Origin of the sequence: Streptosporangium sp. NPDC023825 (genome assembly GCF_040639575.1) — a bacterium.
GTDB lineage: Bacteria > Actinomycetota > Actinomycetes > Streptosporangiales > Streptosporangiaceae > Streptosporangium.
The window spans coordinates 185,197-197,398 of sequence record NZ_JBFAAE010000005.1 but is presented as its reverse complement, the minus strand read 5'-3'; the positions used below and the strand labels follow the sequence as shown (position 1 = coordinate 197,398).

Genomic DNA, 12,202 nt, shown 5'->3' with positions numbered 1-12,202 from the left:
CGGTCGCGGGACCGGCGGGAGCCGGCCGGACCGGGCGCGGGTCAGCCGGCCTGGGCGGGCGTGATCCAGGTGGCCTTGGCCGCGGCGACCAGGGTGCCGTCGGTCTCGTAGACGGCGCTCTCGCCGAAGAGCTTGCGGCCCTCGCGGCCGGTGGCGCGGGCGACGACGGAGTAGGTGCCGCCGGGATAGATCCGGCGGTGGATCCGCGCGGTCAGGCGGCCGAGCAGGGCGAACTCACCGGGCCCGAAGTGCGCCCAGCCGGTGGGGCAGTCGAGGGCGGCCCACAGGATCGCGTCGGGGACGATGCCGTCCGCGTCGGTGATGGTCATCGGGACCCGCCAGCCGGCGGCGATCAGGTCGGTGCCGGGCACCGGGCCGGGGAAGATCCGCAGGCCGTCGCCGGGATCGCGCAGGCCGCACGCGAAGCAGCCGGGGAAGGCGTGCCCGGCGAGGCCGGCGAAACCACCCTCGGCCTTCGCGGCCTCGTTGAAGGGCACGAAGTCCGGGACGTCGAACTCCTCGGCGACCGTGATGGCCTCGACGAGGAGCTTCTCACCGTGGGTGAGGGTCGCGGTGTTGGCGAGGTGGCCCAGGGACAGCTCGGTGTCCAGCGGGGTGGGTGCGTGCAGCGTGACCTCGACGGCCGAGTCGTGCCGGGAGCCGTGCAACGCCTCCGAGACCGTACCCGCGATCCAGCCGCCGTTCGCGGAGCCCTCGGGACCACGGAAACGCGCCGGAACGGTCAGCACGGTCTGCAGCTCGGACGTCGTCGTCATGCCGCACCTCCTGTCGCCTTTATGGCGATCAATCCTCAGAAATCACGTTAATCGGACCGACCGATTTTACCGGACTGCTTGTACATACAGCCAACTCGGGATCGATGACGACCTCGTTAGCCGCGGGTAACACCGGTATGACGTCCGGCGGGCGGTCCCGGATCACACGTTCCGGAAAGAACGCGGCACACTCCGTCACACCCCCACCCCGATCGCGGCCACAGGCGGGGGTGCCGGCCCCCGTCACCCGCCGCCGGATGCCCGGTGCGACCGCTTCGCCCTGCTCGCGGACGGCCGGCGTGCCGGGGTGTTCCCGCCCGGCACGCCGGCGAGGTGGTCCTGTGAGCGCAGGACGGTCGCCTCCGATCCCTGAGGAGCGGGAAGGGACTCGGCGAACACCCGACAAAGGCGGTGCGGAGAATGTCGGGCGATCGGGACCGGTGTCGCCACACGATGGGGGCATGGATGACACGACCTTGGTATCCCGCTTCCTCCGCGACGGCTTCGTGAAGCTGGAGGGCGCCGTCGCGCCGCGCGTGGCCGCGGACTGCGCGCGGCTGCTGTGGCGGGAGACGGGCTGCGACCCGGACGATCCGGCGACGTGGACGCAGCCCGTGCACTGGGTGGCCGGCATGGCGCAGGGGCCGTTCGCCGCCGCGCCCAACTCCCCGTTCCTGCAGCACGCGTACGACCTGCTCGTCGGCGCGGGACGCTGGGAGCCGCGCTACTCGCTGGGCACGTTCCCGCTGCGCTTCCCGCACGAGGAGGAGCCGGACGACGCGGGCTGGCACATCGAGGGGAGCTACCTGCCGGAGGGCGAGAGCTGGTACTTCACGAATCTGCGCTCCCGGGGCCGGGCGCTGCTGATGCTGTTCCTGTTCAGCGAGGTCGGCGAGGAGGACGCCCCGACCCGGATCCGGGTCGGCTCACACCTCGACGTGCCGAAGGTGCTGGAGAGGTACGGGGAGGACGGGGCGAGCGGGCTGGTCCTCGCGCCCGATCTGGTGGCGGCGTCCGGCCACCGGCCGCTCGCCCTCGCCACCGGCTCCCCGGGCGACGTCTTCCTGTGCCATCCGTTCCTGGTGCACGCGGCGCAACCGCACCACGGGGTGCGGCCGCGCTTCATGGCCCAGCCGCCGCTGATGCCGGCCGTGCCGTACGAGCTGGAGCGGGCCGACGGCGCGTACTCACCCGTGGAGATCGCGATCCGCCGGGGCCTGGGACAGGCCACCCCCGGCCCGGACGGGGACGGCACCGGCTGAGGCGCCGGGCGGACATGCTTCGTTCTTGAAAAGGTGTGGGGCCGGACGGGTCATCGCTGTCCGGCCCCACACCCTTTACGATGTAAGAACTATTCTGACCTGGTCTTACAGGACCGGCAGGTAGCGGCCGAGCTCGAACTCCGTCACCTGGCGGCGGTACTCGCTCCACTCGGCGCGCTTGTTGCGCAGGAAGTAGTCGAAGACGTGCTCGCCGAGGGTCTCGGCGACGAGCTCGCTGCGCTCCATGACCGCGATGGCCTCGTCCAGCGACTGGGGCAGCGGCTGGATGCCCAGCGCCCTGCGCTCGGCCGAGGTCAGCGCCCACACGTCGTCCTCGGCGCCGGGGGGCATCTCGTACCCCTCCTCGATGCCCTTCAGGCCGGCCGCGAGGATCACGGCGAAGGCGAGGTAGGGGTTGCAGGCGGAGTCGAGCGAGCGGAACTCGATGCGGGTCGAGCCGCCCTTGTGCGGCTTGTACATCGGCACCCGGACCAGGGCGGAGCGGTTGTTGTGGCCCCAGGAGATGTAGCTCGGGGCCTCGCCGCCCGCTCCGGCGATCGCCTCGGCGCCGCCCCACAGCCGCTTGTAGGAGTTGACCCACTGGTTGCAGACCGCGGTGATCTCGGCGGCGTGCGTGAGCAGGCCGCCGATGAAGGACCGCCCGATCTTGGAGAGCTGGTAGTCGGCGCCGGGCTCGTAGAAGGCGTTGCGGTCGCCCTCGAAGAGCGACATGTGGGTGTGCATGCCGGAGCCGGGGTGCTCGGTGAAGGGCTTGGGCATGAAGCTCGCCCAGATGCCCTGCTCCAGCGCGACCTCCTTCATGACCAGGCGGAAGGTCATGATGTTGTCGGCGGTGGTGAGCGCGTCGGCGTAGCGCAGGTCGATCTCCTGCTGGCCGGGGCCGCCCTCGTGGTGGCTGTACTCGACGGAGATGCCCATCGACTCCAGCATCATGATCGCGTTGCGCCGGAAGTCGTGCCCGGAGCTGTGCGGGGTGTGGTCGAAGTAGCCGCCGCCGTCGATCGGCTCGGGCCGCTCGCCGCCCTCCGGCCGGTTCTTCAGCAGGAAGAACTCGATCTCCGGGTGGGTGTAGAAGCTGAAGCCCATGTCCGAGGCCTTCGCCAGGGTGCGCTTGAGCACCCAGCGCGGGTCGGCGTGCGAGGGCGAGCCGTCCGGCATGAGGATGTCGCAGAACATGCGGGCCGCGCCCGGCGTCTCGCTGCGCCAGGGAAGGATCTGGAAGGTCGACGGGTCGGGCTTGGCGAGCATGTCCGACTCGTAGACCCGGGCGAAGCCCTCGATGGCCGAGCCGTCGAAGCCGATGCCCTCGGCGAAGGCCCCTTCGAGCTCGGCCGGGGCGATGGCCACCGACTTCAGGAACCCGAGCACGTCGGTGAACCACAGCCGGATGAACCGGATGTCGCGCTCCTCAAGGGTGCGGAGAACGAACTCCTGCTGGCGGTCCAAGGCTTCTCCTTCATTGCCGACGTGCCGCAACACGCCTAGTGGTCTCCCAGTTTGCCCTCTCAGTGTTTCGCACACGTTACGAGGAAGAACGGTGAGATGTGGCATCCCGACCGTCGCGCCTCCGCGTGCCGGCCCCCCTCCCCTCCTACAGTGTGCGACCGGAGCCGCTGGAAGTTCGATCCGGGGGGAAACGATGACGCGTACCGAAGTTCACGGATCACCGCACGCGGTCCCGCCACCGGCCAGGCTCGCCGAACGCCTCGCGGCACTGGCGATGCCCTGCCCCGTCCATCCGTCGATACACCTGGTCGAGGCCGCGGCGGCCGACTGGGCGCACGCGGCCGGACTGGACCCCGATCCCGCCGCCTCCCGGCTGGCCGGGCGGGCGTTCGCCCGTTGCGAGACCGGCGCGGTCACGGCGCTGGCCCGCTGGCTGACCTGGATGTCATGCCTGCGCCGGGCTCCCGAGGCCCTCACCCCGGTCCTCGCCGTGGCCGCGGGCGGCGAGCCGGGGCCGGCACCGCTGGAGCGGGCCTTCTCCGGCCTCTGGGCGGCGTGCGCGCCGAGGATGAGCGGCGCGTGGCGCGAGCGGTTCACGGCCGGGCTGGCCGCCCAGCGCGAGGCGATCCTGCCGCGCGAGCCACCCGCGGCCCTCTCCCCAGGGACACCCGCGGAGCCGTGCTCCCCAGGAACACCCGCGGAGCCGTGCGGGGACGCCTTCGGCCGCTACCTGTTCGACCTGGTGGAGCCGTGCCTGGGGGTGGAGGTGCCGGCCCCGGTGGGGCGGAGCCCGCAGTGGCGGGCGCTCGTCGAGGCGAGCGGCGACGTGGCCGCCCGGTGCGAGGAGGCGGTGGCCGGACACGGCCATGCGGGCACCATTTTTTTGGAACGCTCCAATCGGGAGGCCGAAGAGTGGATCATCGACAGGGTCGCCACCCGCATGGAGGAGCTGTGGACGGCCGCCCGCGCGATCCCCGCGCTCACGGAGCGGCACGACCTGGGCTTCGCCGCCTCCCGTGAGGTGACGGGGGTGGCATGCGCTTTCTTGACCATCCCCCGGGCTTACCTGGAGTGGCTCCTGGAAACACCTCGCTATCGTCACTTAGGGTAACGGTTCGATTTCTACAAGTAATGCTGGAGTAACGATGAGCACCATGCTCCTCAATCACAAGCTCGACCGTGCCTTCGGGCACATGGACGTCGACGGCAGCGGATCGATCGAGCGCGAGGACCTTCTCGGCCTCGGTGCCCGGATCCTCGTCGGCTTCGGCGAGTCGCCGACCTCCCCGGCCGGTCACAGGCTCGCCCAGGGCTTCGAGGGGATCTGGCGGACCCTGGCCGCGGAGATCGACGCCGACGGCGACGGCGCCATCTCGTCCGAGGAGTTCCGCGCGGGCATGACCTCGGCGTTCATCGAGGGCGACCACTTCGACGCGGTGTTCGCGCCCGCCGCCGAGGCGGTGGCCGGCCTGTGCGACACCGACGGCGACGGGGCCGTGGGGCCGGAGGAGTTCTGGACCATGATGGCCGCGTTCGGCACCGCGCGCGAGGACGTGCGGGCCACCTTCGAGCGGCTCGACGGCGACGGCGACGGCGTCGTGTCCGTGGGCGAGCTGGTCGAGGCGACCCGGCAGTTCTACACGAGCGCCGATCCGGAAGTGGCCGGCAACTGGCTGTTCGGTCCGCTGTAGTGGCGCTCACCCCAACGTTCGGCGACCCCCTCACCCGTTCCCGACCCCACCCACAGACCTTGCCACCCTCCATGTCACTTTCCCTGTCCTCTTCGTCCGCCGCGCCCGCCGGAACACCGGGTCATCCGGAGCCGCCGCAGCCCTCGGGAGTGGCCGCGGCGGCGCTGCTGCCCCTCACCGAGCTCGTGCCGGTGATGTCGGCACCGTGCCCGATGCACCCCTCGGTCGACCTGATCGGCACCGAGCTGGCCGTCTGGGCCCGCGAGGTCGGGCTCGAACCTCCCCCCGGCGCCGGGTTCGAGCGGATGGCCGGCCGCGCCTTCTGCGGATTCGGCGTGGAACCGGCGCTGCTGTTCGCCAAATGGCTGACCTGGCTGTTCCACTTCGACGACGAGTGGGACGAGAAGCCCGCCGGGCGCGCGGCCGAGATCGTCGAAGCCACCTTCGCGCGGCTCGACCTCGTCGCACGCGCGCCCGCGCACGCCTCCTCGCCCGTCGAGCTGGCCTTCGGCGACCTCTGGAAGGCCACCACCGGGCGGATGAGCACCCGCTGGCGGCACCGGTTCCTGGCGGGGCTGGCGGCGCAGGGCGAGGCCTGCCGTACCGAGGCCGAGAACCGCTGCGCGGGCCGCGTGCCCTCCCCCGCCGAGTACCCGCGGCTGCGGCGGGGCACCGCAGGCCCCTACCTGTTCGACCTGGTGGAGCCCTGCCTGGGGGTGGAGGTGCCCGCGGGACTGCGCGAGAGCACGACCTGGCGGACGCTGGTGGACGCCTGCAACGACGTCACCGCCTGGTGCAACGACGTCGCCTCACACCACAAGGAACGGGCCAACGGCGACGTGCACAACTACGTGACGGTCGCCGCGACCGCGTTCGGCCTCTCCGACACCGGAGCCGTCGCCTGGGTGAACGACCGGATCGCCGCCCGCGCCGAGGACCTGCGGACCTCCGCGCGGCGTCTTCCGGCGCTGTTCGACCGTTTCGGGTTCTCGACCGGCCAGGCCAGGGACGTCAGCAAGGTCGCGTGCGCCTTCCTCACGGCGCCGAGGGCCCAGCTGGAATGGCTCCTGGAGTCCAGCCGGTACGACGTGCCGTGACCCGGTGACCGGCCGCTTCCCCCCGCGCGCACGTGCCCGTCTCGGTGAAGGCGTTCTCCAGCTTGGCCTGGTGCCGCTTCCGCCCGCGCGCACGTGCCCGGGCGGGGGCGGCGGGTGGGAGCCGACGGGCGAAGCGGTTCCGATGCGTCGTACGACCTCCGGCCCGCGTTGATCGCTCGTTGATTAAATTGCGGTCTGCGCCGGTTAGGGTCCCTTCAAGCACGAAATGAAGGGCCTAAACCATCATGCGCGGGCTGTACCGGGGAATCCCGAGGGTGACGCCCGCCCAGAGGCGGATCGCGGCGGTGCTCGCCGCCGCCGCGTCCGTGGCGATGGAGTTCGTCAACATCTGGGTCACGGCACAGCTCCCGCAGCCCTCCTACACACCGCTGCCGTTCGCGCCCGAGGACGTGGCCGGCGCGGTGTTCCCCGTCCTCGGCGCGCTCCTGGTGTTCCAGCGGCCCCGGCTGGTCATCGGCTGGCTGCTCTGCCTGGGCGGCCTGTGCTCCGCGCTGAACAGCCTCACGGTGAACCTCGCGCTCCTGGACGCCGCGCGAGAGTGGACGGTCCTGCCGGAGGCGATCCGGGCGGTCGCCGGGGTGAGCTGGAAGCTGACCATCCTCTTCCTGGTCGTGCTGCTGCCGCTGCTCTATCCGGACGGGAAACTGCCCTCCCCGCGCTGGCGGGCGCTGGTCTGGGGCTCCGTCGCCGTCCTGGCGGCCGACGTGCTCGTCACGGACCTGATGCCCCTCTCCGGACAGCGGCCCATGGGTTCCTCCCCCCGCTTCCTGCGGTTCTCGCTGGACATGCTCACCAACGCGATGATGATCCTGGCCTTCGCCTCGCTGGCCGCCCGGTTCCGGCGGGCCGGTCGCGAGGAGCGCGGGCAGATCCTCTGGACGCTGGTCGCGCTCGCCACCGTGATCGTCCCCTGGGTGGTCGGCAACCCGGTGTGGTGGCTGGCGTCGTTCACGATCCCGCTGGTCCCGGTCGCGATCACCTTCTCGGTGCTGCGGCACCGCCTCTACGGGATCGACACGCTCATCACCAGGACGCTGGTCGGCGCGGGCCTGGTCGGCGTGATCGGCGGGGTGTACGTGGTGGTGGGCGCCGCCTCCAGCCTGTTCCTGTCGGACGTGGACCGGATCGGCGGCCTGGTCGCCGCGCTCTGCGCGGGGGCGTTCTTCCACCCGATGCGGCGGCTGCTCCAGCGCGGCGCCGACCGCCTCCTGTACGGCGGCAGGGGCGACCCGGTGGCTCTCGCCGCCGAGCTCGGGCGCAGGCTCCAGCGCACCGATCCCGCGGGGGGACTGGCCGCGGCCCTGGACGTGCTGCGCGACGGCCTGGCGGTCACCGGCACGGGCGTGCGCTTCCAGGACGGCTGGCCGGAGGAGGCGACGGCGGGGACGCTGGAGGAGGTGGCGCGCGACATCCTGCTGGTCTGGCACGGCGAGCCCGTCGGCCGCCTGCTCATCGGCCCGCCGGGCGCCCGGCGCCTGCCTGCCGCGCACAACGAGCGGGTCATCACCGCGCTCACGCCGTACGTGGCCGACGCCGCCCACGCGGTCCGGCTGGTCGGCGCGCTGCGGCGCTCCCGGGAGCGGATCGTCACCACCCGCGAGGAGGAGCGCCGCCGTCTCCGCCGCGACCTGCACGACGGTCTCGGCCAGTCGCTCAGCGGGATGGCGATGTCCATCAACGCGGCCAGGCTCTCCCTGCGCGCCTCCCCCGAGACGGCCGAGCGCATGCTCGGTGAGCTGCGTTCCGGCATGGACAGCGTCACCAGCGACATCAGGCACCTGGTGTACGGCCTGCGGCCGCCGGCGCTGGACGACCTCGGCCTGGCCGGGGCCGTGGCGGAGATGGCGGGCCCCGGCGTCGCCGTGGAGGTCGAGGGCGAGCTGCCGGGCCTGCCCGCCGCGACCGAGGTCGCGGCGTACCGGATCGCGCAGGAGGCGCTGACCAACGCGCGCAAGCACGCCGGGGCCGCGACGGTGCGGGTGTCGCTGGAGCGGGGCGAGAACGACCTGAGCATCCGGGTGCGCGACGACGGGATCGGCGTCCCTCCCGGACGCCGCTCGGGGGTCGGGCTGGCGTCGATGCGCGAGCGCGCCGCCGAACTGGGCGGGACATGCGTGATCACGACGCCTCCCGAGGGGGGCACCGTGGTCGAGGCGATACTGCCGGTGAACTTGAATGTGAAGATCTGACCACCGATGATTTCTTACGGCTCGCGAACGATGGTGAGTATTGCCCTATGACGTTGGTCCAGGTAGCCCTACCCTTGCGCCTGCAATGCTGACATTTCGTGCTCTTGGCCCGTTCCAGGCCCTTCATGGTGAGACATCACTCGACCTCGGCGGCCAGCGCCAGATGGCGGTGCTGGCCCGGCTCCTCGTGGCCGGTGGCCGCGCCGTCCCGGTGGCCGTGCTCATCGACGAGCTGTGGCCCGGCGAGCCTCCCGCCCAGGCCCTGTCGACCATCCAGGGATACGTGTCGCGGCTGCGGCGCGCCCTGGAACCCGGCCGCGCGCCGCGGGAGGAGGCCGAGGTCCTGGTCTCCGCCCCGCCGGGGTATGCGCTGCGCGCCTCGCCCGGCCAGGTGGACGCCTGGGGTTTCGAGAGCGCGGTCAAGACGAGCGGCGAGCCCGCCGAGGTGTGGGATCGCCTGGAGGCGGCCCTCGCCCTCTGGCGCGGCCCGGCCCTGGCCGAGTTCTCCGACCTGCCGTGGGCGGTGAGCGAGGCGGGCAGGCTGGAGGAGCTGCGGCTGATCGCGATCGAGCGCCGGGCCGACGCGGGGCTGCTGCTGGGGCACTCCGGCGCCCTGGTCGCCGACCTGGAGGCGCACGCCTCGGCGCATCCGCTGCGGGAGGAGGCCTGGCGGCTGCTCGCGCTGGCCCTGTACCGCAACGGCAGGCAGGGGGACGCGCTGGGCGCGCTCCGGCGCGCCAGGACGATGCTCCGCGAGGAGCTCGGCCTCGACCTGGGCGCCACCCTGCAACGCCTGGAGTCCGACATGCTGGCCCAGGCCGTTCATCTCCATCCGCCCGCGGAGCCGGTGCGGGCCGCGGAACCGGCGGCGGCGCGCGTGACGCCCGCCGAGGAGCGGGCGCTGCCGGGGCTGCGGGTCGTGGTGGTGGACGACCAGGCGCTGGTCCGCACCGGCCTGCGCGTGGTGCTGGACAGCGAACCCGGTTTCGAGCTGGTCGGGGAGGCCGAGAACGGGGAGCAGGCGATCACGGTGGTCAGGGAGACCTCCCCCGATCTGGTACTGATGGACATCCAGATGCCCAGGCTGGACGGGCTGACCGCCGCGCGCAGGATCCTGGCCGACGCGGCGCCGCCGAAGGTCGTGATGATGACCACGTTCGGCACGGACGACAACCTCTACGCGGCGCTGCGGGCCGGGGTGAGCGGGTTCGTCCTCAAGACGTCGGCGCCCGAGCAGCTCATCACCGCGATGCGGGCCGCGCAGGCCGGTGACGCGCTGATCGACCCCGCCGTCACCACCCGCCTGATCGCGGCCTTCGCCGGGCGCACCGACCCGTCGGCACCCCCCGGCCTCGCCGGTCTCGGCGACACGGAACTCGACCTGATGAAACTGGTCGCCCGGGGGCTGACCAACCGGCAGATCGCGGCGACCCTGGCGGTCCCCGAGCGGTCGGTCTCGCAGTCGGTGGTCAAGCTGCTCGACCATCTCGGGCTGTTCGACCGGGCCCAGCTCGTCGTCACCGCGTACGAGTCCGGGCTGGTCAACCCCGGCGACGTGGGCAGATAGCCATGTCCCTGCGGCAGCGCGGCCGCGGCCGGGTGCTCGACGGCACCGGTGGCGTGCCCAGGCGGGTCGTCGACGCGGTCACCGTGACCGAGGGCGCCCCCGCCTGGCCCGTCACCTCGCTCGCACGCGGGCTGCTGCGCTCCCCGCCGCGGCTCGCCGCCCTCTCGGCGGCGCTCCTGTCGGTCGGACTCACCGTGGTCGGCCTCGTGCTGCGTCTCGACCTGCCGCCCGGGTGGCAGCCGGAGCAGCCGGCCACGCCCGACCTGGCGGCGGGACTGACGTTCCCCGTGGTGGGGGCCTTCCTGCTGGCGCACCGCTCGCGTCCGGCCACCGCGTGGCTGATGTGCGCGGGCGGCCTGATGTGCGCGGTCAACTCCTTCTCCGAGGCGGCGACGTTCACCTTCGCCGCGGCGGGCGACATGGAGTCCGCCGGGTACCTCCGCCTGAGCATGGTCACGGGAAAGGCGGTCGGCGGGTTCCTGCTGGCGATCCTGTTCCCGCTGTACTCCCCCGACGGCCGGCTGCCCTCGCGGCGGTGGTGGCCGCTGGCGGCGGCCGGCGTGGTCGTGTTCTCGGTGGACATGCTGCTGAACCTCACCCGCCCGGACCCCGACCCGGCGCTCTACCCCTGGCCGCGGGTCATCCCCAACCCGCTCGCGGTGGACTTCCTCGCCTCCCACAACATGGCGGCGCGCGGGGTCACCGCCGTCCTGATCTCGGTCCTCGCGGTCCTGGCGCTGGTCTCCCTGGTGCTGCGCTTCCGGCGGGCGGGCCCCGAGCTGCGCCGCCAGATCGCCTGGCCGGTCTTCGCGTTCGCCGTCTACGTCGCCTTCCTGCTCGCCGGTCCGGCCTGGTGGCTGGCCGGGACGATCTGGACCGGGCTGATCCCGGGGGCCATCGTCTTCTCGGTGCTGCGCTACCAGCTCTACGGCATCGACACGGTGGTGAGCCGCGCCTTCGTCGCCGCCGGGCTGATCGCCGCGGTCAGCGCCATGTACGCGGTCGGCGCGGTCGCCGGGCTGGCGCTGTCGGGGTACGACCGGATCGGCGGCCTGGTGGCGGCCCTGCTCGCCGGGGTCGTCTTCCAGCCGCTCCGGCACCGGCTCAGGAGCCTGGTCGACCGGCTCATGTACGGCACGCACGGCGACCCGCAGGCGCTCGCCACACGCCTGGCCAGGGAGGTCCGCGAGACCGAGCCGGCCAACGCGCTCGCCGCCGTCGCCGCCGTGGTCAAGGACGGGCTGAGCGTCACCGGCGTCGCCGTCGAGGTCTACGAGCCCGGCGCCAGGCAGGTTCAGGTCGGCCTGCTGGGCCCGGCGCCGCGCCGGGTACCGCTGGTCTGGCACGGCGAGCCGGTCGGGCGGCTGCTCCTCGGCTCCCCCGGCCCCCGCAGGTTCGCCGCCGCGCACAACGGCCGTCTGATCGCCGCGGCCGTCCCGTACGTCGCCGACGTGGCGCACGCCGTGCGGATGACCGCCGACCTGCAGCGCTCCCGGGAGCGCATCCTCACCGCCCGTGAGGAGGAGCGCCGCCGCCTGCGCCGGGACCTGCACGACGGGCTCGGCCACGCGCTGACCGACATGGCCATGTCGATCAACATGGCCAGGATCAGCCTGCGCACCGCCCCCGCCTCGGCGGACAGGCTCCTGCTCGACCTGCGCGGCGGCATGGACGCGGTCAGCGAGGAGATCAGGGAACTGGTGTACGGCCTGCGCCCGCCCACCCTCGACGAACTCGGCCTGGTGGGAGCCGTAAGGGCCCTGGCGCAGGAGGGCACGCCGCGGGTCGCGGTGGAGACCGAGGGCGACCTGTCGGATCTGCCCGCGGCGGCCGAGGTGGCCGCGTACCGCATCGCGCAGGAGGGACTCACCAACGTCCGCAAGCACGCGGGGGCCGGCTCCGCGGTGATCTCGTTGCGGCGCGGGAAGTCGCTGGTGGTACGCGTCCAGGACGACGGGCGCGGCCTGCCCTCGGGACCGCGCTCGGGGGTCGGGCTGCTCTCCATGCGTGAGCGGGCCGCCGAACTGGGCGGTACCTGCGTGATCGGGGCGGCCCCGGGCGGCGGGACGGTCGTGGAGGCCGTGTTGCCGATCCCGGCCGCGCCGATCACGGCGGGCCGCCCGTGAGCCTTC

At 72.8% G+C, this 12,202-nt stretch carries 9 protein-coding genes; 7 read left to right on the top strand and 2 right to left on the bottom strand.

Going from position 1 to position 12,202, the window contains the following annotated elements; genetic code table 11:
* Window positions 1-41: 41 nt before the first annotated feature.
* Window positions 42-776: a hotdog fold domain-containing protein gene (locus tag AB0G15_RS07160; protein WP_362836241.1), complete on the bottom strand. Its 735-nt coding sequence runs from the start codon at window positions 774-776 to the stop codon at window positions 42-44.
* 461 nt (window positions 777-1,237) lie between these two features.
* Here AB0G15_RS07160 and AB0G15_RS07155 point away from each other — a divergent pair, with 461 nt between their 5' ends.
* Window positions 1,238-2,038: a phytanoyl-CoA dioxygenase family protein gene (locus AB0G15_RS07155; RefSeq protein ID WP_362836239.1), complete on the top strand. Its 801-nt coding sequence runs from the start codon at window positions 1,238-1,240 to the stop codon at window positions 2,036-2,038.
* 105 nt (window positions 2,039-2,143) lie between these two features.
* Here the strand turns inward: AB0G15_RS07155 and AB0G15_RS07150 are convergent, their stop codons facing one another.
* A complete protein-coding gene (locus AB0G15_RS07150) occupies window positions 2,144-3,505 on the bottom strand; it encodes a glutamine synthetase family protein (protein ID WP_362836237.1) in 1,362 nt (453 codons plus the stop codon).
* A gap of 193 nt (window positions 3,506-3,698) precedes the next feature.
* On the opposite strand from AB0G15_RS07150, the gene AB0G15_RS07145 reads away from it, so the two are divergent.
* From AB0G15_RS07145 to AB0G15_RS07120, 6 genes are all read left to right on the top strand, one after another.
* Window positions 3,699-4,616: a hypothetical protein gene (locus tag AB0G15_RS07145; protein ID WP_362836235.1), complete on the top strand. Its 918-nt coding sequence runs from the start codon at window positions 3,699-3,701 to the stop codon at window positions 4,614-4,616.
* 34 nt (window positions 4,617-4,650) lie between these two features.
* Window positions 4,651-5,196, top strand: coding sequence for an EF-hand domain-containing protein (locus AB0G15_RS07140; protein WP_362836233.1), 546 nt, complete (start codon window positions 4,651-4,653; stop codon window positions 5,194-5,196).
* 71 nt (window positions 5,197-5,267) lie between these two features.
* Window positions 5,268-6,293: a terpene synthase family protein gene (locus tag AB0G15_RS07135; protein ID WP_362836231.1), complete on the top strand. Its 1,026-nt coding sequence runs from the start codon at window positions 5,268-5,270 to the stop codon at window positions 6,291-6,293.
* 275 nt (window positions 6,294-6,568) lie between these two features.
* Window positions 6,569-8,503: a sensor histidine kinase gene (locus AB0G15_RS07130; protein ID WP_362836229.1), complete on the top strand. Its 1,935-nt coding sequence runs from the start codon at window positions 6,569-6,571 to the stop codon at window positions 8,501-8,503.
* Between the two features lie 85 nt (window positions 8,504-8,588).
* The gene (locus tag AB0G15_RS07125; RefSeq protein WP_362836227.1) at window positions 8,589-10,070 is read left to right on the top strand and encodes a BTAD domain-containing putative transcriptional regulator; all 1,482 of its coding nucleotides are present in this window, start codon (window positions 8,589-8,591) and stop codon (window positions 10,068-10,070) included.
* A gap of 2 nt (window positions 10,071-10,072) precedes the next feature.
* The gene (locus tag AB0G15_RS07120; protein ID WP_362836225.1) at window positions 10,073-12,196 is read left to right on the top strand and encodes a sensor histidine kinase; all 2,124 of its coding nucleotides are present in this window, start codon (window positions 10,073-10,075) and stop codon (window positions 12,194-12,196) included.
* The last annotated feature ends 6 nt before the right edge of the window (window positions 12,197-12,202 follow it).

Excerpts from the sequence above, each read along its gene's own strand:
- AB0G15_RS07135 (WP_362836231.1), top strand. The coding sequence starts at position 5,268 with ATGTCACTTTCCCTGTCCTCTTCGTCCGCCGCGCCCGCCGGAACACCG.
- AB0G15_RS07120 (WP_362836225.1), top strand. The coding sequence starts at position 10,073 with ATGTCCCTGCGGCAGCGCGGCCGCGGCCGGGTGCTCGACGGCACCGGT.
- AB0G15_RS07140 (WP_362836233.1), top strand. The coding sequence starts at position 4,651 with ATGAGCACCATGCTCCTCAATCACAAGCTCGACCGTGCCTTCGGGCAC.
- AB0G15_RS07145 (WP_362836235.1), top strand. The coding sequence starts at position 3,699 with ATGACGCGTACCGAAGTTCACGGATCACCGCACGCGGTCCCGCCACCG.
- AB0G15_RS07125 (WP_362836227.1), top strand. The coding sequence starts at position 8,589 with ATGCTGACATTTCGTGCTCTTGGCCCGTTCCAGGCCCTTCATGGTGAG.
- AB0G15_RS07160 (WP_362836241.1), bottom strand. The coding sequence starts at position 776 with ATGACGACGACGTCCGAGCTGCAGACCGTGCTGACCGTTCCGGCGCGT.
- AB0G15_RS07155 (WP_362836239.1), top strand. The coding sequence starts at position 1,238 with ATGGATGACACGACCTTGGTATCCCGCTTCCTCCGCGACGGCTTCGTG.